This window comes from Brevundimonas sp. (genome assembly GCF_052436175.1).
Taxonomy (GTDB): Bacteria; Pseudomonadota; Alphaproteobacteria; order Caulobacterales; family Caulobacteraceae; genus Brevundimonas.
Genome location: NZ_JBQVNM010000021.1, coordinates 1 through 23,953, shown reverse-complemented (window position 1 = coordinate 23,953; position 23,953 = coordinate 1). Strand labels below are relative to the sequence as shown.

The window sequence follows — 23,953 nt, the reverse complement described above, 5'->3', positions numbered from 1 at the left end:
GATCCTTCACGCAGGTAGGACAGCCATCCGGCAGTCCTCGGTGAAGGCCGAGGCGCCCTCGCCGATCACCAGAGTCTGAAAGCCCTATCGCCGCCGCCAAGCAATCCGTATATCGCGGTTGTCTCGTCGAGGTGACCGATGCGATTACGTTTCTCGAGCGATGCGTTGCCGGACCCTTTGCGCAAGGAGGGTATCGAAGCGGCGTTTGGACTGCATGTCGTCGGCGGCATCGACTTTCAGGCCGATACGCCCGCCCGCGTTTCGCTGGACCTGTGCGCCATCGGCAGTGTTCACCTGGCCAATATCGAGGCCTCGCCGATCCGGCTGGTGACGCCTTCTGCGGACGACGGGCTGGTCTATCTCAGCATCACCGCGGCCGGGGGCGGCGTGGTGGCGGCGGGCAAGGCCGAGCGCGAGGTGCATGCCGGCGACCTGAACGTCATGCCGCGCAGAGGGCGCTGCACAACCATCATCGCCCGGTCGAGCCGCATCCTCTCGATCGCCGTGCCGGCCGCCCAGTTGGTGCCGCGACTGGCCGAGGAGGACTGCCTGATCCATCCCCGGATGCGGTCACGCCCTGCCGCGCGCCTGCTTGAGGCCTATGCCGCCACCTTGCTGGACGAGGCGGACGGGCTGGAGGCGGACGAGCAGGCCATGCTGGCCAGCCATGTCGTCGATCTGACGGTGATGGCCCTGGGCGCCCGGCGCGACGATGCGGTGCGGGCCAGCCGTGGCGGCGTGCGCGCCGCGCGCCGCGCCGCGATCAAGGCCGACGTCGCGGCCAACCTGGGTGCTCTGGAGCTCTCGCTGGACTGGATCGCCCGCCGGCATCGGGTCAGCCCGGCCTATGTCCGCGCCCTGTTCTATGACGAAGGGACCAGCTTCACCGACTATGTGCTGGACGCGCGGCTGGCGCATGTCCGCACGCTGCTGGGCTCGCCCTATCTGGCCCACCACACCATCGCGACCCTGGCGCTCATGGCGGGGTTCAGCGACATTTCCTGGTTCAACCAGGCTTTCCGACGGCGCTTCGGCGTGACCCCGTCGGACATGCGGCGTCAATCCGCCTGGAGTAGCGCAAAGCCCTAGCTCCTGGCCCAAGACGCGCGCCGCGCCCGATCCTAGCCTGCCGTCGTTCGCCATTTCGTGGGGTCGATGGATGTTGCGTGCTCGAAGTTTCCTAGTGGGTCTGGGCCTGGTGGTCGCTGCCGCGCCCGCCGTCGCCCAGGACCTGGCCCGGCCCAATGCCAGGGGCGAACTGACGGTCGAATACGTCTATGAATCCGAGGGCTCAGAGCGCCAGCCGGGCAATACGGGCCATGTGACATGGCGCGCCAAACGCAATGCCACGATTACGGCCGACGTCTATGCTCAACCCCCTGCCGACATCCCGGTGCTGCATGAGCAGGCGGCGGCGCTGGCTGCCGCCCAGGGCCGCGTCGACCGGGCCTTCGGCGTCGGCAATCGCGTGTCGACGATGATGGAGGCCGCCGAGGCGATCGGCGAAAGGTGCGGCGACGACGAAGCCTGTTTCGAGCGTGAAGGCATGAAGCTTGCGCAACAGTCCCAGGCGAACGGCCAGACCCAGACGCTGATGAACTCGCGCGAGGACATCGAGGCCCAGATGCAGCCCGGCGACCACTATCAGTACTGGGGAGGTAATTTCGGCGCCGGCCGCTACGCGATCAATGAGACGATCGAGGTCACGGTCATCGATCCCGGTTCGGGGGCCCCCTACACCCAGACGATCCGGCGCGAGGGCAGCGGGGGGCTGCCGGCGTCCGTGGCGGGCGTGTCGATCCCGACCGACGGACCCGGCATCCTGACCGGCGTCGAGTTCGACCGAAACAGCCGTATGCTGGCGCTGAAACTGCCGGTGCCGGGGCTGACGCCGGGGACGGAAACGATCTCGGGTCAGGACTCCGACGGGCGGTCCGACGACAATGGCTCCGAGGACAAGATGCTGGAGTTCCCGGTCCGCCTGGGGGACGACCAGAAACCGATGATCGTCGAGGTCCGGGGCCGGAACTGGCGCGACCAGTCGGGCGAGGAGACCATCTATTTCACCGAGGGTCGCTGGCAGGAGAAGGGCACGCTGACGATCCGCTGGCGCTTCCAGGCCCGCTGACCCCATGCGCCGCCTGATCCTCGCCATCGCCGCGACGCTCGCCGCCACCCTGGCGCTCGCCGGTTGCGAAAGGTCGGCGAACGCGGAACTGCAGCGCGAGGTCAACGCGCTGGTCGACCGGATCGACCTGCCCGAAGAACCCGCCTTCCCATCGCTCAACGCCGACACCGTTGCCTGGCTGAGCCGCGATGTTCCTGAACTGGCCGCCCACCGCGCCGCGATCGAGGCGGCGGACAAGGCGATTCTCGCGCGCGCCGTGGCGCAGATCGGGTCCACCGACCTTTCCGTTTCCGCCGCCTCAGGTCCGGAGCCGGTTCAGCCCGGCGCTTTGCGCACGCCGGTGTCTACCGTTCGGCGGCCGATCGGCCTGTTGGACTGGGTCGCCCCGCCGGCCCATGCGCAGGCTCTGGAGTCTACGACCGTCACGGCTGCGCTCTCGGGCATGTCGGGGGCTCGGATGGCCGGCGGCATCGTCAATAGTGGTGACGCGGGCACGGTTGGCTCCCGGACCGAGACGATCAATGGCGCCGCCGGCGAGAAGGCCACCATCACCATCTCCCGCGACGCCGACGGCCAGGTGACCACATCGCTGGAGAGCAATGTCGATGTCCCACCGCTCGGGCTGGTGGCGGGCGCCAAGACCACCTTCATCACCAAAGGGCTGTGCCCCGATGCTTCGGGGCGGGTCGAGTTCACCGTCAAGCTCAGTCAGGCCGGCAAGGCCGGCGCAGGCGGTGCGGCTGCGGTCGATTCCCAGGTCGAGGCCCACGTCGTCCTGAACGCCGATGACAATGCGGAGGTCGCCGATCAGGACATCCAGACCCGCTACAGCCGAAAATCCACGGGGAGGGACGGAACCGTCAGCTATCAGGGCGAGGTCGACTGGCAGCGGTCGGGTAGAGGAGAGTTCCGGCCCGGCGCCGAGCGCCGGGGAGCAGAGACGGGGGCCGTGACCGACGCGATGAGGTCCAGCGCCATGGTCCAGGCAGTGACCTTGGCCATCGGGGCCATCGAGGGCGCGCAATCGCACTGGAGCAGCGGGGCCTGTATCCGCATCGACGCCCAGTCTCCCGGCCGCGTCGATCCCAAGGCCAAGTCGGACATTCCCGTCGCGGTCATCTCCAGGACCGACGGGGCCGCTGTCGCGGCCCGGGTGACGGCGACGCTGACGGGCGGGGAATCGATCAGCCCCGCCGTGATTGATCGCACCCCCGGCACGATCGTCCACACCGCGCCGAATGAAAAGAAGGCGCGGATGTCGATCCGGCTCGACGCTGTGTCGCGGCGCGGCAAGGCGACACTGACGCTCGATCTGCTGATCAGCGAGGGGGCCTACAGCATCGAGGGCGGGGCCGACGAGTTCCACGGCACGGGCCTGATCTGCGACATCGGCCAGCCCTTCACGGTCGAGGGCAATGGGGTGACGGTCAACTTCACGCCCAGTTCGCCCCAGGGCGGTTCCTATCGATACTCAGGTTCGATGTACGGGTTCCGCCTGAGCGGCAACGGGACCTACACGGTCACCTACAACGGCGATGTGGCGACCGGCATCGTCGCGACCGGACCGGGAAGCGTCGGCACCGCCTATGGCGCAGTCAGCGGCTCGGGCGACGAGCACTACGAACTGACGCCCAGCCACAATTACAACTGCGAATAGGGCTCCACGCGATCCAATCGCAGCGCGGCGCCCGGGAGTATAGGAATGACCATGTCGCGTCCTCGCTTCAGCCGGGTTTCCGGCCTGGCCCTGCTGATCGCGCTCGGCTTGGCCCCGACGGCCCAGGCCCAGGACCTGTTCGGCCGTCTGCTGGATCGCGCCCGGGAGCGGGTCGAACAGGAGGCCGAGCGCCAAATGGATCGCGCCCTGCGTCCCGAAGAGCCGCGTCGCGACCCGGGTCGCTCCGACGACCGTCGCGGTCCGCCGCCCGGTCCGGCACAACGTTCAGCCCCGACGGCCCGGCTGGGCGTGGCGGGGCCGAGCGCCACGACGATCGTGTCGTCTTCGCCCCAGCCCCTGTGGCTCAATGTCGGCCGCGGCCAGAAGTTCGAGCCGGTCGACGGCCCGCCGCAGCTTCTCTCCACCAACCCCTATCTGGCCCCCCCGGCCTTCCTGTTCGAGCGGATCGGCAGCATGGCCTGCGCGCCGGATGGCGGCCTGGTCGTCTCGGGCCGCAGCTTCGAGACCGGCACGGACGGGCCGGTCGGCTGGTGGCGGATCGCCGCCGACGGCGCGGTCACCCCGATCGCCACCTATGACGCCGCCCGCCGGACCACAGAGGCCCCGTATCATGAGTTCAGCCTGGCCGGCGACGGCAGTCTATTGAGCAGCAGCGCCTATGCCCTCTATCGCGTCCGCGACGGGGTCAGTGAGCGGATCGCCGGGCCCGAGGGCGAGACATCCGGCTATCGCGACGGCCCGGCCTCGGCCGCCCTGTTCGACCGGCCCGGCGTGCCGATCGAGGACGGCCAGGGCAACATCTGGGTCGCCGACCAGAACGACTGCGTCCTGCGCCGCATCACGCCCGACGGCCAGGTCTCCACGGTCCTCGGCCGCGATCGAACCGCCTGCGAAGGCGTGAACAGCGATGATGTCGTGTCCGTGAGAGCGATCGTTTGGGACGCCGCGAACGCAGAGATCGTCGCCGCCGGCATCACCGGTGTGGCCAGCGGCGCGCACGACTTTCAGACCATGATCTGGCGCATCCGTCCCGATGGCTCGATGCGCCGCGTCTACCAAGCCTACAAGCGCGGCAGTGGCAGCGCCAGCGGCCAGACCATGGACGGCGTCCAGGCCGTGGCGGTCGAGCCGTCGGGCGCCATCGTCATCGCCTCCCGGGACATGGACGCCTATGCGCGCCGCCAGCTGCTGCGCCTGGACGAGAGGACGGGGCGGCTGACGGCTCTGACCGGCAGATCCTATAGCCGCGACGTCGCCCGACCGGGCCTGGAGGAGGATCCGTACGACGGCCCCGCCGCCCGCGCCAACTTCCGCGACGTCCGGGCCCTGTGCCGCGGGCCCGACGGCACGCTGTTCGCGCTGGACGAACATCTCGTGCGCCGCCTGAATACCGACGGAACCGTCCGGACCTGGGTGTACTGACCCACACCCGGCAGGTCCCAGGCAGCCCCGCTCATCCTCGACGACCGTGTCGGTTCCGACGCCGATGCGCAAGCTGGTCTTGGCGGAGACCATTCGTTGATCGATACCTTACAGAGGTCTCGTATCTGGCAATGACCAAAGTTCCGCTCTCGGCGCATCTCCGCTGTCTGAAGTGTAAGCTGGGGTGGGGGCGTTGATCGTGGGAGGTGGCCATGCGCCAGCCCGGTTCATTTGCCTCGCAAGCCTTGGAACGCCGATCGAATGACCGGCCCCGAGGCCCCTCTCAAGCCAAAGCACATCTGGGCGATCCGGCAGCATCTCAAGTCGGTTGGATCTATCCGGGTCCGTCCCGCCACGGCGGGGTTTGAGCCCGGCTTCTGGTCACTATCTGGTCACCGGAACGGAGCAAATCGGAGGATAGAGCGGCGACCTCGGGCAATCGCCCATTACCCTGTTCATGCCAGCAAAACAGGCATCTGGGCATAAATGGGAAACACCGGGAAACCCTAGGGTTCGAGCTCGATGTCCCAGTAGAGGTAGTCGAGCCAGCTCTGGTGCAGGTAGTGCGGCGGGAAGCGGCGGCCGGCTTCCTGAAGCTGATACGCGTTCGGGCGGTGCGGGAGGCGGCGGACCGGCATGTGGGCCTGGCCCGGGGTGCGGCCGCCTTTCTTCAGGTTGCAGGGCGAACAGGCGGCGACGATGTTCTCCCAGGTCGTGCGGCCGCCCTGTGAGCGGGGCAGGACGTGGTCGAAGGTCAGTTCGGCCGTGTCGCCGCAATACTGGCAGGTGAAGCCGTCGCGCAGGAAGACGTTGAAGCGGGTGAAGGCGGGGCTGCGGTCCTGATCGACATAGTTCTTCAGCGCGATCACGCTGGGCAGGACCATCTCCATCGACGGGCTGCGGACGACCTTGTCATAGACGGACACGACATCGACACGGTCCTGATAGACCGCCTTGACCGCCTCCTCCCACGGCCAGAGCGACAGGGGATAGTAGGACAGCGGCCGGAAATCGGCGTTCAGCACCAGGGCGGGAAACCCGGATGGCGGACGGGTGAGAACCTGCATCAGGCTCTCCCGATCATTCGGAAAAGGGGTGAGGCGACAGGACTGAAGACCGGCTCCTTCCTTATCTGTGGTTACAGACTACGCCTGATTCGAGAGCGCCGCCACGACGGATCGGGGAAGGTTTGATGACGGGGAGGGAAAGGGGCGCAGTTCTGAAAGCGTCATTCGGGAACCATGGCTCATGGCGCCGGCATTGGACGAATCCACTTGATACCCTCGAGTCCTGCAGACTTCAGGTCGATATGGCCGCCTGACGGCGTGCAGTACTGGAAGCCTTCGAGATACGCGGGGTAACCGTCTTTGAGCGACAGAATGAAGCCCATGAAAAGAGCCTCGCCGCAGACTTCAACCTCTGCATCTGGTCCGTCAACGATCGTCGATGGCCACTCGAGGGGAGCTTTGGATCGATCCGCGTCGAACGATGTGTAGAAGCCATGGCCGGTATTTTCGCGATCGAGAACACGCGCAGTTTTCAGTAGCTTGCCGAGCGACGCAGCTATCTCGGGTTGGGCCTCACAGGTCGCTTTGAATACCGCCTGCTCCAGCGCCGTGAACTCTAGCATTTCACCGCACCCGCCGATCCGGGAAGCCCGGCAGGCTCCAGCCCCAGGCGAGGGCGCCGGCGCGGAGGCCGAAGCCGAGGAGGGCCGCGACCACGGCGGCGGGCCAGGAGCCGATCTCGAAGGCGCGCAGGAGGACATAGGTGGTGGCGGCGACGAGGGCGGCGGAGATAGTGATCTCACGCCTCAGCAGGATCGAGGGTTGGCCGGCCAGCAGGTCGCGGATGATGCCGCCGAAACAGGCGGTCAGGGCGCCCATGACGATGCAGATCAGGGGGGCGGCGCCGATGGCCTCGGCCTTGGCCGCGCCGAGGACGCCATAGGCGCCCAGACCCAGGGCGTCGAGCCACAGCAGGGCGCGGAACCGCCAGTCCCTCTGGCCGATCAGCCAGATCGCCGCCGCCGCGCCGAGGCAGACGGCGATATAGCGCCAGTCGTTGACCCAGAAGACCGGCAGGCCCAGCAGGACGACGCGCAGGGTGCCGCCGCCCACGCCCGTGATGGCGGCGAAGAAGGCGAAGGTGACCAGATCGTGCTTCTCGCGCGCGGCGGCCAGGGCGCCGGTGGCGGCGAAGACGGCCACCCCGGCGAAGTCGAGCGCGCCCAGCACGGCGACCGGATCGGTCAGCACCCGCGCGGCCTCGGCGTCCACCAGTTGCGTCACAGGTCGTCCCCCGCCCCCTGGGCGTCGAGCAGAATCTCGCCGCGCTTCACGCCACCATACCATCCCCACAGCAGGTGCGCCGCCACCCCGCGATGGGGACGCCAGATTTCGGCGCGGGCCCAGGCCTGTTTCTCCGTCGGGCGCAGCACGGCGCGGTCGGCCCAGCGCATCGCCTCCTGCAGCGCCACGTCGCCGCCGGGGAAGATGTCGGTGCGGTGTTCGCAGAACATGAGGAAGGTCTCGGCGGTCCATCGCCCCACCCCTTTGAGCGCCAGAAGGGCGGCGAGGGCCTCCTCGTCGGACAGGCGCGACAGGCCGTCGAATTCGATGCGGCCCTCGATCTGTGCGCGGGCGATCTCCTGCGCATAGCGGGCCTTGGGCAGGGACAGGCCGAAGCCGCGCAAGGTCTCGATGTCGCGGGCCAGCACGGCCTCGGGGACGACGGCTCCGCCGAGGCCCTGGACGGTGCGGGCCCAGATGGCGGCGGCCGAGGCCAGGGAGACCTGCTGATAGACGATCAGATGCAGCAGGCCCTCATATCCGCCGGGGCGGCTGCGCCATTCGAAGATCGGGGTGGCCGCATGGGCCCGGGCCAGAGCCGGATCAAGCCGGGCCAGTGCGTCGCGCGCGGCGGCGATGTCGGCGGGAGAGGGCGGCGCGGGCATGGCGCTGGATCGCATGTCGGCGGAGCGCACGCCAGACGCCGGGGGCGTCCACGGCCGAAAGCCGCCACAGGGCTGCGGCGGCCAGAGCTGGGCCACAAAACAGGGCCGGATTAGAAAACGGGCGCGGACCTGAAAGATCCGCGCCCGTTGCCTTGTGTCGGTTTAGAGGACCTTGAGGTCCACCGCCGAGGTCTTGCCGCGCTGGGTTTCCAGCTCGTACTCGACCTTGGTGTTTTCATCGAGACCGGCGAGGCCGGCTTTCTGAACCGCGGTGATGTGGACGAAAACGTCCGAACCGCCGCCATCGGGCTGGATGAAACCATAGCCCTTGGTCGGGTTGAACCACTTGACCGTACCGGTCGCCATATCTGCGTCTCCGTAAACGCGCTTTGCCAGGCAGGCGCCCCGCAGGGTCGCCCGTCAGCCCATCTGGACACAGCTCGTTCAGGCGAAGGAGCGCCACATGGGTTTGGACCCCACGCAAAATCCGGACTGCAAGGGCTTTGTCACCCGGCTTTCCGCGACGGTCAACCGGAATCGAGTCGGCCGCCGCGCACGATCCATGCGCGGCTGGTCAGGCGGACGCGGGCTTTGCGCGGCTCAACCGGCGCCGGGCTGGACCGTTCGCGATCGCGACGGCCCCGTGGCGCAGAGCCGATACGGGGCGCCGTCCAGATGCAGATGGTCGGCATGGGCGGCGTTGTAGTCGGGCGTCAGGACCGTCGAGAACAGGCGACAGCCGCCGTCGCGCATGGCGCGGAGGAAGGCCGCCCCCGGCGCGCCGGCGGGACCGGTCCCGTCCCAGTCGGCCAGCACCGAGACGCGCCGCCCGTCGGTCAGGGTGACGCCCGCCACATCCAGCGCATTGGCCCGGGCGTGCTCGCTGGGGCGCTCCGCCACGTCGGTGGAGCCGTAGATCCGGCGACAGGAATAGGAGCCCATGTTGTCCACCCGGGCGACGCGGGATCCGAACGCCCGCTCGGCCTCGGGCCGCAGAACCTGCCGGTCCCAGATGACGTAGCGCACCGCCAGCGGGCACTGCATGACCAGGCCGCCAGGCGACAGGGGGGTGACGTCGCCGCCGGTCAGGCGCACCGCGCCGCGCACGACGCAGAAGCCGCCGTCATTGCGGTCTTCGGCTCGCTGGACCTCGACCCCCGCGTCGCGCAGGGCGGACATGCAGGCCTCGGTGGCGCCCTCGACGGCCTCGGGCGCGTCGTCGGGTCGCACCTCGAAACCGGCCACCTTGGCGGCGGTGGCGCTGCCCACCGGGCGGTTCAGGTCCAGTGGCTTCCAGAACAGGTCCTGGGGCGGGGCGAAGGCGTTGAGCAGGGCGAAGCCGGCGCAGAGGGCCAGCCCCAGCTCCCACAGCAAATTCCAGAAGTCCGCGAAGTCCCGCTTCATGCCGCCTCGGCCTGGCCCGTGCGGCCGCATACAGCAACGCCTGAAACGGCGCGCGGTGGCAGGGACCGGACGCCGCAGGGCGAAAATCACTCCGGCGCCGGTCGCCTCGCCGCCGATTCCGCATTAGCGTCCGCCGCCATGAAAACCGTGATCCTCGCCTCCCTGCTCGCCGCCGTCGCCGGTCAGGCCGCCGCCCAGACCCCCGCGCCGTCTTCCGCCGTCGCCGATCCGTCGATCCTGACCCCCGAGCGGGTGTTCGCCAATCCGTCGCTGAACGGCCCGGTGGCCCAGGGTGTCAGCCTGTCGCCGGACGGGGAGCTGGTCGCCTTCCTGCGGGCGCGGCCGGACGACGTTCAGGTGCTGGACCTGTGGGCGGCGCCGACCGGGGCGGGCGAGCCGTTCAAGCTGGTGGACGCCCGGGCCCTGGTTCCCGACGCGGGCGAGTTGTCCGAAGCCGAGAAGGCGCGGCGCGAGCGGATGCGGATCTCGCAGCGCGGGGTGGTCGAATATTCGTGGGACGAGCAGGGGCGCTACATCCTGGCCCCGCTGGAGGGCGACATCTATCTGGCCTCGCGCCCGACGGCGGGCGAGACGTCCGGCGCGGTGCGGCGTTTGACCCAGACGCCCGCAGACGAGATCGACGCCAAGGTCAGTCCGAAGGGGAACTTCGTCTCCTTCGTGCGCGACCAGAACCTGTTCTTCATCGACCTGGCCTCGGGCGCCGAGACGGCGGTGACGACCGAGGGCAAGGACCTCATCACCTGGGCCACCGCCGAATTCATCGCCCAGGAAGAGCTGGATCGGGACACCGGCTACTGGTGGAGCCCGGACGAGAAATACATCGCCCTGCAGCGCACCGATGAATCGACGGTCGACGTCATCCCGCGCCTCGACATCACCGGCGGCGGCGCCCGCACCATCGAGCAGCGCTATCCCCGCGCCGGGCGGCCCAATGCGGTGGTCGACCTCTATGTGCAGGACCGGGCGGCGGGGACGCGGGTCAAGGTCGATCTGGGAGCGAACCCCGACATCTATCTGGCCCGGGTCAACTGGTCCGACGACGGCCGGACCCTCTATGTCCAGCGGCTGAGCCGGGACCAGAAGACGCTGGACCTGCTGTCGGTCGATCCGGCGACGGGGGCCAGCCGGGTGATCGCCAGCCAGACGTCGGACGCCTGGGTGTCGCTGAACCACGACTTCAAGGCGCTGAAGGACGGGAGCTTCATCTGGTCGAGCGAGGAGACCGGCTGGCGGCACCTGTATCTCTACGACCGGAACGGGCGGCGGCTGCGGGCGATCACGCGCGGCGAGTATCCGGTCAAGAGCCTGAACGGCGTCAATCAGACGACGGGCGAGGTCTTCTTCACCGCCTCGATGAAGGACGGCAAGGAACAGCCGATCGAGCAGCAGATGTTCCGCACGTCGCTACGCCGCACGACGACGCCGGTGGCGGTGACCTCGGCCGGGGGCTGGTGGGGCGTGTCGATGAACCGGACGGCGACGGCCTATGTCGGCAACTACACCGACCTGACCACCCCGCCGCAGTCGGGCCTGTACCGGGCCGACGGGACCTTCGTGCGCTGGATCGAACAGAACGAACTGAAGGAAGGCCACCCCTACTGGCCCTATGTCGCGCGGCGTCAGGAACCGACTTTCGGCACGCTGGACAGCCATGGCGAGACCCTAGTCTGGATGATGACGACGCCCCCCGGCTTCGATCCGTCCAAGCGGTATCCGGTGGTGATGCAGGTCTATGGCGGCCCGTCCGGCGGCGGGGTCAAGAAGGGCTGGCAGCCGGCGACGACCCAGTTGCTGAACGAGGCCGGATATATCGTCTTCCGTCTGGACAACCGGGGCGAGGGCGACCGCTCCGCCGCCTTCAAACAGGCGCTGTATCTGAAGATGGGCCAGCCGGAGGTGGAGGATCAGGTCCTAGCCGCCGACTGGTTGCGCAGCCAGCCCTATGTGGACGCCGACCGGATCGCGGTCATGGGCTGGAGCTATGGCGGCTTCATGAGCCTGATGATGGGGACCGAGCCGAAGATGGGACTGGCCGCCATCCTGGCCGGGGCGCCGCCGACCGAATGGAGCCTCTACGACACCGCCTATACCGAGCGCTACATGTCGACGCCCGAGGCCAATGTGGAGGGCTACGCGGCGTCGGACGTCATCCCCCGTCTGGGGAACCTGACCGGGCGGCTGCTGCTGATGCACGGCATGGCCGACGACAACGTCATCCTGGAGAACTCCACCCGGGTCATCGACGCCCTTCAGGCCCGGTCCATGCCGTTCGAGCTGATGCTCTATCCGGGCCAACGCCACGGCGTGCGCGGTAACGAGCGCCAACTGCAGCAGTGGCGGACCTATCTGGACTTCCTCGATCGGACGATCGGGGAGAGGTCGCGGTAGGGGACTGGCGCCGGGTTCCGAATGACGTCGATGACGTCGGTCAGGCTTGGGGCGCGGACATTGCCCGACGGCCTTCGGGGTGCAACTTTGCGCTATGTTTGATGAAGCCCCAAAGGCGCGCGCCGACATGATCGGCGGGTCCGTGTATGCCTTGAGCGGAGAACACGGGTGGCTCTACTATGGTCAGGTGACCCCCGATAGGCGGGTCGGATTTTTCCGGGTCCGCACCAACCAGATCGCCGACATTGCGGACATATTGGCCGCTCCCGTGATGACGGTGATTTCGGTGGGCATTGCCAGCATCACTTCAGCCCTGAGGAGTGGTCGCTGGAAAAAGCTAGGTCGCTATAGCGTCGTGCCTGCCTTGGTTGAGCCTCGCCCTTCGGTGCAATGGCCGGTCGGGAGTCTAACCGTCACCGTCTGGACGCCAAGTCGGACTTGGAACACGCGCGTTGAGGATCCGGCTATTCAGGACATGGAAATCACGGCTGCTTGGGATGCCGAGGCTCATGTCCCGGCCCGTCTGGCTGCCGACTTCGGTGAAGAAGAAGCATCCTGGCACGTAGGCGGCCCCATACGCCGCGAGCGTCTCATCAAGCAGGAGATGGCGGCTCGGTTTCCGGATGCGCCGTGGCATCAACTCCCTGATGACTGGGTCCCTGTAAACGTCTCCTGACGCTCGGCAGCAGTCGCCAGCCTCTGCCCGCCCGCCGACACAGGAACCGCCGCCAAGCGTGGCCGTTCCGCCCGGATGGAAAAGCTGTTCATCCGTTTCGCCACCCTGACCGCCAAGATCGCGGGCAAGCCGTGGACCTTCATCGCCTGCGTGGCCATCGTTCTGGTCTGGGCCCTGTCGGGGCCGATCTTCAGGTTCATCGAGTGCTGGCAGCTGGTCAGCAACACAGGCACGACCATCATCACCGTCCTGATGGTGTTCCTGATCCAGAACTCCCAGAACCGCGACGGGGCGGCCATGCAGGCCAAGCTGGACGAGCTGATCTATGCGGTCCGGCGGGCCGACGCCCGGTTCATCGGCATCGAGCACCTGACCGAGCGGGAACTCGACAAGATTCTGGAGGAGGTCGAGAAGCGCGGCCTCGAGGTGCACAGCGGCAAGCCCGCCCGGGCCATCAGGGGCAAGCCGGCCCTGCGCGCCGAGGACGTCGAGGCGGCCCAGCCCAAGGCGGCGACGCCGGCGAAGGAACGCAGCAAAACCTCTTCCACGCGCAAGCCGGCCGCGAAATGAGCGACCTCATCGCAAATGTCGTCGGCACGGCGGCGGCCCTGTGTTCGATCACCAGTTTCGCGCCCCAGATGATCAAGATCTGGAAAGAGAAGGACGCCTCCTCGGTCAGTCTGAAGACCTATTCCCTGACCGTGACCTGTTTCGTGCTGTGGGTCGGCTATGGGGTGCTGACCGGCGCCTGGCCGATCGTGGTCGCCAATGGCTGCGCCTTCCTGATGGCCCTGGCGGTGCTTATCATGAAGTGGCGGTTCGGGCGGGGTTAGAGACGGCCCCGGACATCCACCATCTGCCCGGCGGCCGTGGTCTCGATGATCGCCTCGACGCCGAAGGCGCGGCGCAGGACGTCGGGCGTCAGGGCCTGATCCGGCGGCCCGTCGGCGAGGACGGCGCCCTGCGACAGCACCACCACCCGGTCGGCCAGCCGCAGGGCCAGGGTCAGGTCGTGCAGGGTCAGGACCACACCCAGCCCCCGATCCGCCAGCGACCGGAACAGGGCGGCGGCGTCCAGCTGATGCGCCGGGTCGAGGCCGGTCAGGGGCTCGTCGGCCACCAGCCATTCGGGCTCGCCGGCCAGGGCGCGGGCGATCAGGACGCGGGCCCGCTCGCCGCCGGACAGGGTGGTGACCAGTCGGTCGGCGAAGGCCGTGACGCCGGTGGTCTGCATGGCCTGATCGACGGCGGCGTGGTCGGCGGTCGTCAGCCCGCGCGCACCGGTGAAGGGGGTGCGGCCGAGGCCGACCAGTGTCCGCACCGTCACCGGCCAAGCGATCTCCGGCGTCTGGGGCAGGACGGCGAGGCGGCGGGCGCGCTCGCGCGGCGAGAAGCCGGAGAGCGGGCGGCCATCGAGGGCGGCGGCGCCCGAAGTCGGCTTCAGCAAGCCGGCGAGGGTGGAGACGAGGGTCGACTTGCCGGCGCCGTTGGGGCCGACGATGGCGGTGACCTGACCCCGGGACAGGCTGAGGCTGACGCCGTCGAGGATGCGGCGGCCGCCGAGATTGACGCGGAGATCGGCGCCTGAAAGGCCCGCTGTGCTGAAACCGCTCATGACAGTCGGCTCCGGTCTCGCAGAAGGACGATGAGGAAGAAGGGGGCGCCGACGGCGGCCATGGCGACGCCGAGCTTGATCTCGACCGCCGCCGGGACCAGCCGCACGACGATGTCGGCCGCCAGGGTGACGACGGCGCCGCCGATGGCTGAGGGGATCAGCAGGGCGCCGGGGCGGGCGCCGACCAGGGGCCGGACCAGATGGGGGGTGACCAGTCCGACGAAGCCGATGACCCCGGTCACCGCCACCGCCGCCCCGGCCGCCAGACCGACGCCCCCGGCCAGAAGGGCGCGGGTGCGGGACATGGAAACCCCGAGCGACCGGGCGCCCGCCTCGCCGAGGGTCAGGGCGTCGAGCGCCGGGCCGGTGGCGAGCAGGAGGCCGCAGCCGAGGACGATGAAGGGCAGGGCCAGCCGGACCTCCTCGAAGCTGCGGTCGGCCAGGGAGCCCATCAGCCAGTTGACGATCTCGGCCACCGCCCAGGGATTGGGGGCGAGGCTGAGGGCTAGAGAGACGCCCGCGCCCGCGATGATGTTCAGCACCGTCCCCGCCAGGATGAAGCCGACGAGGCTGGCCCCCTTTCCGGACAGGGCCAGAAGCACGCCCACGCCGAGCAGGGCGCCGGCCATGGCGGCGGCGGGTTGCACCCAGGGACTGACGACGGTGGCGCCGTAATAGAGGGCGATGACGGCGCCGAGGGCCGCTGTGGACGAGACCCCCAGCACTCCGGGGTCGGCCAGGGGGTTGCGGGTGTAGCCCTGAAGCGCCGCGCCCGAGAGACCGAGCGCCGCGCCGATCAGAACCGCAAGACAGGCCCGCGGCAGGCGCAGTTCGAAGACGATGGCCCAGCGCGGATCGAGGTCGGGCGTCGTCCAGGCGCTGAACGGGACCCAGACGGGTCCGGCCATCAGGCTGAGGCCGAACAGCAGGGCCAGAAGGCCGAGCAGCAGCGGATAGAGAAGGGCGGGTCTCATGTGCGGGCCTCCAGCACGCGGCGGCGGGCGGCGGCGAGGGTGCGGGCGCTCTGCATCAGGACCGGTCCGCCGCAGAACAGCAGCCGCTCGGGGAAGACGGCGCGGCGCATGCGCGATGACAGCCGGTTCAGGGCCGGATGCTCCATGGTCCGCTCGGCCCAGCCGGGCGCACCGGGGAAGGCGGCTCCGGTCAGCAGCAGTTCGGGCGGGTCGGCGATCAGCCGCTCCAGCGGCACGGACATGGAGCCGGTCAGCCCGTAGCGGGCCGCGACATTGGTCAGGCCGCAGCGGCGCATCATCTCGTCCATCAGCGTGCCGGGGGCCGAGGCGAAGCCGCCGGGCATGAAGACCAGGGCCGGGATCGGCCGGTCGCCGGGGCGGGGCGCGCATTGCGCCAGCGTGGTCTCGATGGAGCGGACCAGGGCCTCGCCCCGCTCCGGATGGCCGACGAGGGCGGCGACGCGGCGGACCTGGGCGAGGCTGTCGGCCACGGTCGAGGGCACGTCGAACCGCTCGCCCCGGACGCCGACGCGGGCGAGGGCCGCAGCGGTGCGGTCGCCGCCCCACTGATCCGCCAGAACCAGATCGGGCGAGAGGGCCAGAACCTCCTCCGTCGTGCCGCGGGTGAAGGGCAGGCTGCGGGCCTGATCGGCGATGGTGGAGCCGTAGCGGTCGCGCGAGTAGCGGCTGAGGGCGGCGATCTGGCTCCGGTCGGCGACCCGGATCAGGATCACGTCGAGACAGGGATTGAGCGAAACGATGCGGCGCGGGCGGGCGGCGGCGAGGGCGCTTGTCGGCGCGAGGGCGAGGGCCGCCGCGCCGGTCAGGACCGCACGACGATGCGGCTGGGGGTCAGAAAGGGGTGGCGGCATGGCGGACCTCGAGCGACAGACGGACGTCGTCGGCCGGGCGAAACCCGCTTCCCCCGACACACCCCGGCCGGACGAAGGACGACCGCGACGGGCAGGTCTCCTGACTCGCGGGTCACGGCCCCGAAGAACGCCGCCTTCCCGGACCGGGGTCCAGTGGCTGTCGGCGCGGGCTATCCGCCTACAGTTGCGGGGGCAGTCCGGGCATTTCCACCCGAGTTCCCTTTTCATCCCCTCGGCCGAAGCCTCGAGGAACCTGTCGCGCGGACAGGGTTAGTCGAGGACCGGGGCGGGGGCAATCGCGCAACGCCTGGGACGTGTCTGGTGCGCGGACCTCCGGTCCGCCCTTCGGCGTCCGCAGAGCGGACCTGGAGGTCCGCGCTCCCGACTTCAGCTCCGCATCGCCTTTGCCGCCCGGCCCAGACGGTCGACGGCTTCGTCGAGAACGGCGTCGGCCTTGGCGAAGCACAGGCGCAGGACGCCGATGGTCGGGCCGGACTGGAAGACCGAGACGGGGATGGAAGCGACGCCGAACTCGCGCACCAGCCGGTGGCAGACGGCCTCGTCGTCGGCCGGCAGGCCGGAGGCCGGGAGGTCGATGCAGAGGAAGTAGGTGCCCTCCGACGGCGTCACGACGAAGCCATGGCGGGCCAGGCCGTCGGCCAGCCGGTCGCGCGAGCGTTGCAGGTCGGCCCGCATGTCGCCGAACCAGTCGTCGGGCCAGTCCAGCCCCTCGGCGACGGCGGTCTGGAGATTGGGCGGGGTGGTGAAGGTCAGGAACTGGTGGGCGCGGGCGACGACGTCGATCAGGGCCGGGACGCCGCAAGCGAAGCCGACCTTCCAGCCGGTCAGACCGAACATCTTGCCCGCAGAGCCGATCTTGATCGTGCGGTCCGCCATGCCGGACTGGGCCAGAAGGGAGGCGAAGGTGCGACCGTCGAAGAGGATATGTTCCCAGACCTCGTCCGAGACGGCGATCAGGTCGTGGCGGATGCAGACGGCGGCCACGGCGGCGACTTCGTCGGCGTCGAAGACCCGGCCGGTCGGGTTGTGCGGATTGTTGAGGATCAGGGTGCGGGTGGCGGGGGTGATCGCCGCCTCCAGCGTCGCCTCGGTGATGCGCCAGTCGGGCGGGGCCAGACGCACGGGCTGGACGATGCCGCCGCTGCGCCGGATCAGAGGGCCATAGGCGTCATAGGCGGGCTCGATCACCACTACCCCGTCGCCGGGCCGGACGACGGTCAGCAGGGCGGCGGCGATGGCCTCGGTGGCGCCCGAGGTGACCAGTACCCCGGCCTCCGTCAGGTCGAGGCCCTGATGGCGGCCGTAGTGGCGGGCTACGGCGCTGCGAAGGGCGAGCAGGCCGCGTGACGGCGGATACTGGTTCGGCCCGTCGAGCACGGCCTGGGCCGCCGATTCCAGCAGGGCGCGGGGGCCGGGGGCGTCGGGAAAACCCTGTCCGAGGTTGATGGCGCCGAGGTCGCGGGCGAGGCCCGACATGGTCTCGAACACCGTCACGCCCATGTCGGCATAGACCGGGTTGAGACGTGAGGGATCGAGGCTCATGGGTCGGCTACTTGCCCGTAAACACCGGCTTCCGCTTCTCGACGAAGGCGGCCATGCCCTCCTTCTGGTCGTCGAAGGCGAACAGGGAATGGAACAGACGGCGCTCGAACTGGACGCCCTGGGTCAGGGTCGTCTCCAGCGCGGCGTTGACCATCTCCTTGTTGGCCATGACAGCCAGTGGGCTCTGGGCGGCGATGCGGGCGGCGATCTTGCGGGTCTCGTCCAGCAGGGTCTCGTGTGGGAAGATGCGCGAGGCCAGACCGGCGCGCTCGGCCTCCTCGGCGTCCATCATCCGGGCGGTCAGGCACATGTCCATGGCCTTTGACTTGCCGACCAGCCGGGTCAGGCGCTGGGAGCCGCCGATGCCTGGCGCGACGCCGAGATTGATCTCGGGCTGGCCGAATTTGGCCCTGTCCGAGGCGATGATGAAGTCGCACAGCATGGCCAGTTCGCAGCCGCCGCCGAGGGCGAAGCCGTTGACCGCCGCGATGATCGGCTTCCTGAACCGGGTGATCCGGTCGTGGCCGAGGGCGAAATAGTTGCCGCGATACATGTCGGCGTAGGACTGGTCCGCCATCTCCTTGATGTCGGCGCCGGCCGCGAAGGCCTTTTCGCCCGAGCCGGTCAGGATCAGGCAGCGGACGCTGTCGTCGTGTTCGACGCTGTCGAGGAAGGCGGCCAGGTCGGCGAACAGGGCCGAATTCAGGGCGTTCAGCGCCTCGGGCCGGTTCAGGGTGACGACCGCATAGCCGTCGGCGTGACGCTCGATCAGCAGGTTGTCGTAGGTGTCGGCCATGATGCGCGCTCCGGAAACTTTGACGGCTCCGGCATACCCGGGTCGATCCCGAACGCAAAGCGGGCGGCCCCGCGATTTCGCGAGACCACCCGGGGTGGAAAGCGCGGAACGGCGGACGGCGGTATCACTGCGAGGCGTCAGCCTCCTCGGCAGTGTCGGGCGTGGACAGGCCCGTGTCGCCCTCGTCGAACAGGCGGAACTCGTGCCAGAGGCCGTTGAGGATGCCGAAGCCGACCGCCAGGCCCAGGCCGAGAATCCAGGAGAAATACCACATGGGAAAATCCTTTCAGGCCGGCTCTAGTAGAGGTCCGGGTTGGTCTTGAGCGCCTCGGTCGAGGTTCGGCCCCACAGCACCTTGTAGACCCAGGCGGTGTAGAGGAGCACCAGCGGCAGGAAGATCACTGTGCAGATCAGCATGATGAACAGGGTCAGGTGGCTGGACGAGGCGTTGAAGACCGTCAGGCTGGACTGTGGGTGGATGGAGCTGGGCAGGACGAAGGGGAACATCGACAGGCCGACGGTGGAGATGATGCCGACGGTGGATAGTGACGAGCCGCTGAAGGCCATTGGCGCCGAACGCTTCCACAGACCGACCAGGGCCAGAAGGGCGCCCGCGAAGCCGAGGGCCGGGGCGATCAACATCCAGGGATAGCGGCCGTAGTTGTCCAGCCAGGCGCCGGGTGCGGCTTCAACCGTCGTGCGCAGGGGGTTGGAGAAGCCGTTCGGGTCCAGCACGCCGGTGACGCGGAAGCCCAGGTCGCCGAAGGCGACATAGAGGCCGCCGGCCGCGAACAGGACCAGGCTGAGCACGCCCGCGATCGTACCGAAGCGGCGGGCGCGATCGACCACGGGGCCGAGCTCGCCCTTGACCGAAATCCAGGCGGCGCCGTGCAGCACCAGCATGGCCACCGACAGCAGCCCGGAAAGCAGGGCGAAGGGGGTGAACAGGCCCAGCAGGTGGCCTTCGTAGAAGGAGCGCAGGTCCGCATCCAGCCGGAAGGGGGCGCCGATCAGGACATTGCCGACCGCCACGCCGAAGACCAGGGCCGGGACGAAGCCGCCGATGAACAGGCCCCAGTCCCACAGGGTCCGCCAGCGCTTCTCGGGACGCTTGGAGCGATACTTGAACGAAACCGGCCGCAGGATCAGCGCCGCCAGGACCAGGAACATCGCCAGGTAGAAGCCCGAGAAGCTGACCGCATAGACGAAGGGCCAGGCGGCGAAGATCGCGCCGCCGCCGAGGATGAACCAGACCTGGTTGCCTTCCCATGTGGCGCCGACGGTGTTGATGACCATGCGCCGCTCTTCATCCGTCTTCGCGACGAAGGGCAGCAGGGCGCCGACGCCGAGGTCGAAGCCGTCGGTCAGGGCGAAACCGATCAGCAGCACGCCCAGAAGGGCCCACCAGATCAGCCGGAGGGTGGCGAAGTCGAGGGGGAGTTCCATGAGGGATGTCCTTTCCGGATCTGGGCGTCAGGCCACGGCCGGAGCGGGGGAGGGCGCGGGCTGGGCGCCGGACTGGTCGGGATCGGGCGCGCCGAACTCTTCCTGTTCGGCGAACGGGCCCTTCTTGATGGCGCGAAGCAGGAGCCGGACCTCGACCACGGCGAGGGCGCCGTAGAGGAGGGTGAAGCCGATGATGGTCGCCCAGAGCTGGGGCACGGTCAGGGAAGAGGCGCCGAGGAAGGTCGGCAGCACGCCCTCCACCGCCCAGGGCTGGCGGCCGAACTCGGCCAGAACCCAGCCGAACTCGATGGCGATCCAGGGCAGGGGAATGGCCAGGACCGCGAGCCGCAGGAACCAGCGGGTCTCGTGCTTGCCGAGGGTGCAGAGGACGAAGGCGGTCGCGAACAGGCCGATCATCAGCATGCCGATCCCGGCCATGACGCGGAACACCCAGAACATGACCGGGACGTTCGGCACTGTGCCCCAGGCCGCCTGATGGATGATCTCGGGCGTGGCCTGACGCGGGTCGGCGACATAGCGTTTCAGCAGCAGGCCGTAGCCCAGGTCGCGACGGTGGGTCTCGAACTGGCCGCGGGCGGCGAGATCGGTCGGGTTCGCCTTGATCTTCTGCAGGGCGTCATAGGCGAGGACGCCGGATTCGATGCGGGTTTCGGCCGTGGCGACCAGTTCGAAGATGCCCTCGACCGGCTTGTCGATGGTGCGGGTGGCGATCAGACCCATGACCCAGGGGATGTGGACGGCGTAATGGGTCTCGCGGTCCTTCAGGCTGGGAATGCCGATCAGGGTCAGGGCGGCGGGCGCGGGCTCGGTGCGCCACATGGCCTCCAGCGCCGCCAGCTTCATCTTCTGGTTGTCGGTCAGGGCGTAGCCGGACTGGTCGCCCAGCACCACGACGGAGAGGGAGGAGGCGAGGCCGAAGGCGGCGGCCACCGTCATCGACCGCTTGGCGAAGCCGCGATGCCTGCCCTTCAGCAGGTAGAAGGCCGAGACGCCGAGCACGAAGACCGAGGCGCAGACATAGCCGGCCGAGACGGTGTGGACGAACTTGGCCTGGGCCACCGGGTTGAACAGCACGGCCATGAAGTCCGTGACCTCCATCCGCATGGTGTCGGGATTGAAGGCGGCACCGACCGGGTTCTGCATCCAGCCGTTGGCGATCAGGATCCACAGGGCCGACAGGTTGGTGCCGAGCGCGACCATGAAGGTGACGAACAGGTGGGTGACCGGCTTCAGCTTGCCCCAGCCGAAGAACATCAGGCCGACGAAGGTGGCCTCCAGGAAGAAGGCCATCAGGCCCTCGATCGCCAGGGGCGCGCCGAAGATGTCGCCGACGTAGTGGCTGTAGTAGGCCCAGTTCATGCCGAACTGGAATTCCATGGTGATGCCCGTGGCCACGCCGAGGACGAAGTTGATGCCGAACACCACGCCCCAGAAGCGGGTGATGGTCCGCCAGATCGGCCGGCGGGTCATGACATAGATCGACTCCATGATGACCAGCATGAACGACAGGCCGAGCGTCAGCGGCACGAACAGGAAGTGGTACAGGGCCGTCAGCGCGAACTGCAGACGGGACAGGTCGACGACCGCGTGGTCGATCATGGCATGGCTCCGGAACGGCCGATCCGGGAGGAGCGGCGATGAGGCGGGACTAGACCCCGATCAGACGCCCGGCATTGATCTGGATCAAGGCGCGTGTGCGCATCCGCGCGTAGGGGGGGCGGCATGAGCAGCGAGATCCTCGAGGCCGGGTTCGACGCGCGGGCCTGGCTGAAGTCTGCGGGCGACGTCGCCCGGCGCGAGCGGATGCGCGCCTCGGCCCTGACGGTCGCCGACGTCGTGCCGGCCGTGGCCTTCGCCGCCGGGCTGGCGCTTTCGGTCGATGCCCTCACGCGCGGAGCGGCCACGACGGCGCTGGGTTGCATCGCGCTGTCTGTCGTCGCCCTGATCGTGCGCGGACTTCTGGCCCGGATTGCCGCAGATGCGGGGATCGAACTGGCCCGGAGCGTCAAGGGCCGGACGCGGCGCGCTGTGCTGGTCGATCTGTTCACCGGGAGGAGAACGGCGGAGGCCGGAATGAGCGGGGCGGTGGAGGGCGTCGAAGCCCTGGACGGCTATTACGCGCGGTTCGCCACGGCCCGGGCGGCGGCGGTGGTCGTGCCCCTGATCGCCATCGCCGTGGTCGCCGTGGCCAGCCCGGTGACGGCGGGTGTCCTCTTGTTCACCCTGATGACCTTTGCCGCCGGCATGGCTCTGGCGGGGATGGCGGCGGCGGATGAGAGCCGGCGCCAGTTCGACGCGCTGGAGCGGCTGTCGGGCCTGTTCCTGGACCGGGTGCGGACGCTGCCGGCCATCCTCGCCTTCCAGGCGGAGGACCGCACGGCGCGGGAGGTGGCCGGGGCGTCTGACGAGTTGGGGCGGCGCACAGGGCGCGTGCTGCGGATCGCCTTCCTGTCGTCGGGGGTGCTGGAGTTCTTTTCGGCCCTGTCGGTGGCCCTGGTCGCCGTCTACTGCGGGTTCAACCTGCTGAGGCTGCTGCCCTTCCCCGTGCCGGAGCAGCTGGATCTGGCGCGGGCGTTTTTCGTCCTGGCTCTGGCGCCGGAAGTCTATGCGCCGATGCGACGGCTGGCGGCGGCCTATCATGACCGTCAGGCGGCGGAGGCGGCGGCGCCCAGGTTGGCGACGGCGCCCGTCATGGCGCGCGCGTCGGAACGGACCCTGCTGAGCGACGCCCCGGCGATCCGTTTCCGCAAGGCGACTGTGGCCTATGGGGCGGCGGCGCCGGTGCTCAACCGGTTCGATCTGGAGGTTCGGCCCGGACAGATCGTGGCCATCACCGGCGCCAGCGGGGCGGGCAAGTCGACCCTGCTGCACCTGTTGCTGGGTCTGGCCCCCCTGAGCGGCGGATCGGTGGAGATAGATGGCGCCCCCCTGCCGGCGGAAGGCGGGTTCGCGGGTCAGGTCGCCTGGGCCAGTCAGGCGCCGATGGTGGTCCCGGGCACGGTGGGCGAGAACATCGGTCTGGCCCTGCGCGGGGCCTCGACGGCGCAGATTCTCAAGGCGGCCGGGGCGGCGGGGCTGAGCGGCGATCTGGACCGGATGCTGGACGAACGGGGCGGCGGATTGTCGGGCGGAGAGCGTCGGCGGCTGGGGATGGCTCGGGCCCTGCTGAAGCCCGCCTCGGTCCTGTTGCTGGACGAGCCGACCGCCAATCTGGATCCGGAGGCCGAACAGGCGATGCTGGAGGTGATCCGCGCCGCCGCCGTGGGCCGCACGACCCTGATCGCCACCCATTCGACGGCGGTGATGGCGCTTGCTGATCGCGTGGTGAGGCTGTGAGCGGCGCGGGACATCAGGCGTCCGTCGTCGGCCGGATGGTCGCCGAACAGCGCCGCGTCCAAGGCGCCCGGCTGCTGATCGCGGCGGCGGCGGCCGGGACGGTTTCGGCGGCGGCGGTTTGTCTCCTGGGCCTGTCGGGCTGGTTCATCACCGGCGCGGCCTTGGCGGGGGCGGCCGGGTCGGCGGCGGCCCAGAGCTTCAACTACATGATGCCGAGCGCCATCATCCGCCTGCTGGCCATCGTCCGGACCGGGGCGCGCTATGTCGAACGAGTGTCGGGGCATGAGGCGGCGCTGAAGGCGCTGGCGGCCTTGCGTCCGCAGCTGTTCCGCGCCTTCGCGGCCGGAGATCCGGCGCGGTCGCTGGGCCTGTCGGCGGGCGAGGCCTCGGCGCGTCTGGTGCAGGACGTGGACGCGATCCAGACCCTGTTCGTGCGCCTGTCCAGTCCGTGGGCGTTGGGCGTCGGGGCGGCGACGGCGGCGCTGCTGGCCGCCCTGGCCCATCCTCTGGCCGGGATGGCGGTTCTGGCGGCCATGGGGCTGGCGGTCGGCGGGGCGGTGGTCATCGGGCGTCGCGCCGAACCGGCCGGGCGCGCGGCCCAAACGGCGACGGGCGACTTCAAGGCGCGACTGGGATCGCTGGCGGCGGCGGCGCCCG

At 69.2% G+C, this 23,953-nt stretch carries 23 protein-coding genes, 1 pseudogene and 1 riboswitch; of the genes and pseudogenes, 10 read left to right on the top strand and 14 right to left on the bottom strand.

The genetic code is table 11. The features are described from left to right. The first annotated feature begins 177 nt into the window (after positions 1-177). The 4 genes from ACT6QK_RS07080 (at position 178) to ACT6QK_RS07065 (ending at position 5,228) form a co-directional block, all read left to right on the top strand. On the top strand, positions 178-1,089 hold the full coding sequence (locus tag ACT6QK_RS07080) for a helix-turn-helix transcriptional regulator (RefSeq protein ID WP_444597115.1): 912 nt from the start codon (positions 178-180) through the stop codon (positions 1,087-1,089). A 70-nt stretch (positions 1,090-1,159) separates the two neighbouring features. Further along, on the top strand, positions 1,160-2,128 hold the full coding sequence (locus ACT6QK_RS07075; protein WP_444597114.1) for a hypothetical protein: 969 nt from the start codon (positions 1,160-1,162) through the stop codon (positions 2,126-2,128). A gap of 4 nt (positions 2,129-2,132) precedes the next feature. Then, a complete protein-coding gene (locus ACT6QK_RS07070) occupies positions 2,133-3,785 on the top strand; it encodes a hypothetical protein (RefSeq protein ID WP_444597113.1) in 1,653 nt (550 codons plus the stop codon). Between the two features lie 51 nt (positions 3,786-3,836). Further along, positions 3,837-5,228 carry a hypothetical protein gene (locus tag ACT6QK_RS07065; RefSeq protein ID WP_444597112.1) on the top strand — a complete coding sequence of 464 codons (1,392 nt, stop codon included), beginning with the start codon at positions 3,837-3,839 and terminating at the stop codon, positions 5,226-5,228. A 506-nt stretch (positions 5,229-5,734) separates the two neighbouring features. Here the strand turns inward: ACT6QK_RS07065 and ACT6QK_RS07060 are convergent. The 6 genes from ACT6QK_RS07060 to ACT6QK_RS07035 all read right to left on the bottom strand — a co-directional run bounded on the left by ACT6QK_RS07060 (position 5,735) and on the right by ACT6QK_RS07035 (position 9,588). After that, positions 5,735-6,295, bottom strand: a complete 561-nt coding sequence (locus ACT6QK_RS07060) for an HNH endonuclease (protein WP_444597111.1) — start codon at positions 6,293-6,295, stop codon at positions 5,735-5,737. Between the two features lie 179 nt (positions 6,296-6,474). Continuing rightward, positions 6,475-6,858 carry a hypothetical protein gene (locus ACT6QK_RS07055; RefSeq protein WP_444597110.1) on the bottom strand — a complete coding sequence of 128 codons (384 nt, stop codon included), beginning with the start codon at positions 6,856-6,858 and terminating at the stop codon, positions 6,475-6,477. A 1-nt stretch (position 6,859) separates the two neighbouring features. Then, positions 6,860-7,519: a trimeric intracellular cation channel family protein gene (locus ACT6QK_RS07050; RefSeq protein WP_444597109.1), complete on the bottom strand. Its 660-nt coding sequence runs from the start codon at positions 7,517-7,519 to the stop codon at positions 6,860-6,862. Then, on the bottom strand, positions 7,516-8,184 hold the full coding sequence (locus ACT6QK_RS07045; protein ID WP_444597128.1) for a DNA-3-methyladenine glycosylase family protein: 669 nt from the start codon (positions 8,182-8,184) through the stop codon (positions 7,516-7,518). Before ACT6QK_RS07045 ends, ACT6QK_RS07050 begins: the two co-directional genes overlap by 4 nt. Before the next feature lie 162 nt (positions 8,185-8,346). Continuing rightward, positions 8,347-8,550 (bottom strand): cold-shock protein, encoded by a 204-nt coding sequence (locus ACT6QK_RS07040; RefSeq protein ID WP_444597108.1) that lies wholly within the window; start codon positions 8,548-8,550, stop codon positions 8,347-8,349. A gap of 234 nt (positions 8,551-8,784) precedes the next feature. Then, on the bottom strand, positions 8,785-9,588 hold the full coding sequence (locus ACT6QK_RS07035; RefSeq protein WP_444597107.1) for an extensin-like domain-containing protein: 804 nt from the start codon (positions 9,586-9,588) through the stop codon (positions 8,785-8,787). A 138-nt stretch (positions 9,589-9,726) separates the two neighbouring features. Between ACT6QK_RS07035 and ACT6QK_RS07030 the strand changes: the two genes are divergently transcribed. The 4 genes from ACT6QK_RS07030 (at position 9,727) to ACT6QK_RS07015 (ending at position 13,506) form a co-directional block, all read left to right on the top strand. Then, a complete protein-coding gene (locus ACT6QK_RS07030; RefSeq protein WP_444597106.1) occupies positions 9,727-11,997 on the top strand; it encodes a S9 family peptidase in 2,271 nt (756 codons plus the stop codon). 94 nt (positions 11,998-12,091) lie between these two features. Continuing rightward, positions 12,092-12,673, top strand: coding sequence for a hypothetical protein (locus ACT6QK_RS07025; protein WP_444597105.1), 582 nt, complete (start codon positions 12,092-12,094; stop codon positions 12,671-12,673). A 75-nt stretch (positions 12,674-12,748) separates the two neighbouring features. Beyond that, the gene (locus tag ACT6QK_RS07020; protein WP_444597104.1) at positions 12,749-13,243 is read left to right on the top strand and encodes a low affinity iron permease family protein; all 495 of its coding nucleotides are present in this window, start codon (positions 12,749-12,751) and stop codon (positions 13,241-13,243) included. Then, positions 13,240-13,506 carry a SemiSWEET family sugar transporter gene (locus ACT6QK_RS07015; RefSeq protein WP_444597103.1) on the top strand — a complete coding sequence of 89 codons (267 nt, stop codon included), beginning with the start codon at positions 13,240-13,242 and terminating at the stop codon, positions 13,504-13,506. Before ACT6QK_RS07020 ends, ACT6QK_RS07015 begins: the two co-directional genes overlap by 4 nt. Here ACT6QK_RS07015 and ACT6QK_RS07010 read toward each other — a convergent pair. The 8 genes from ACT6QK_RS07010 to ACT6QK_RS06975 form a co-directional block, all read right to left on the bottom strand. Continuing rightward, positions 13,503-14,288, bottom strand: coding sequence for an ABC transporter ATP-binding protein (locus ACT6QK_RS07010; protein ID WP_444597102.1), 786 nt, complete (start codon positions 14,286-14,288; stop codon positions 13,503-13,505). The genes ACT6QK_RS07015 and ACT6QK_RS07010 overlap by 4 nt on opposite strands. Then, positions 14,285-15,262 (bottom strand): FecCD family ABC transporter permease, encoded by a 978-nt coding sequence (locus ACT6QK_RS07005; protein ID WP_444597101.1) that lies wholly within the window; start codon positions 15,260-15,262, stop codon positions 14,285-14,287. The genes ACT6QK_RS07010 and ACT6QK_RS07005 overlap by 4 nt, the downstream gene beginning before the upstream one ends. Beyond that, positions 15,259-16,134, bottom strand: coding sequence for an ABC transporter substrate-binding protein (locus ACT6QK_RS07000; protein ID WP_444597100.1), 876 nt, complete (start codon positions 16,132-16,134; stop codon positions 15,259-15,261). The genes ACT6QK_RS07005 and ACT6QK_RS07000 overlap by 4 nt, the downstream gene beginning before the upstream one ends. A gap of 73 nt (positions 16,135-16,207) precedes the next feature. Beyond that, positions 16,208-16,406: riboswitch (cobalamin riboswitch) on the bottom strand. A gap of 115 nt (positions 16,407-16,521) precedes the next feature. After that, on the bottom strand, positions 16,522-17,697 hold the full coding sequence (locus ACT6QK_RS06995; protein WP_444597099.1) for an aminotransferase: 1,176 nt from the start codon (positions 17,695-17,697) through the stop codon (positions 16,522-16,524). Positions 17,698-17,704: 7 nt separating this feature from the next. After that, positions 17,705-18,493 carry an enoyl-CoA hydratase-related protein gene (locus ACT6QK_RS06990; RefSeq protein WP_444597098.1) on the bottom strand — a complete coding sequence of 263 codons (789 nt, stop codon included), beginning with the start codon at positions 18,491-18,493 and terminating at the stop codon, positions 17,705-17,707. Positions 18,494-18,617: 124 nt separating this feature from the next. Continuing rightward, a complete protein-coding gene (cydX, locus tag ACT6QK_RS06985) occupies positions 18,618-18,767 on the bottom strand; it encodes a cytochrome bd-I oxidase subunit CydX (protein WP_444597097.1) in 150 nt (49 codons plus the stop codon). 23 nt (positions 18,768-18,790) lie between these two features. After that, a complete protein-coding gene (gene cydB / locus ACT6QK_RS06980) occupies positions 18,791-19,939 on the bottom strand; it encodes a cytochrome d ubiquinol oxidase subunit II (protein ID WP_444597096.1) in 1,149 nt (382 codons plus the stop codon). A 27-nt stretch (positions 19,940-19,966) separates the two neighbouring features. Then, the gene (locus ACT6QK_RS06975; RefSeq protein WP_444597127.1) at positions 19,967-21,556 is read right to left on the bottom strand and encodes a cytochrome ubiquinol oxidase subunit I; all 1,590 of its coding nucleotides are present in this window, start codon (positions 21,554-21,556) and stop codon (positions 19,967-19,969) included. Positions 21,557-21,682: 126 nt separating this feature from the next. On the opposite strand from ACT6QK_RS06975, the gene cydD reads away from it, so the two are divergent. Both cydD and ACT6QK_RS06965 read left to right on the top strand, forming a co-directional pair. Next, a complete protein-coding gene (gene cydD / locus ACT6QK_RS06970) occupies positions 21,683-23,296 on the top strand; it encodes a thiol reductant ABC exporter subunit CydD (protein WP_444597095.1) in 1,614 nt (537 codons plus the stop codon). Beyond that, positions 23,293-23,953: pseudogene (locus tag ACT6QK_RS06965) on the top strand (amino acid ABC transporter ATP-binding/permease protein); the annotation flags it as partial. The gene cydD and the pseudogene ACT6QK_RS06965, both read left to right, overlap by 4 nt.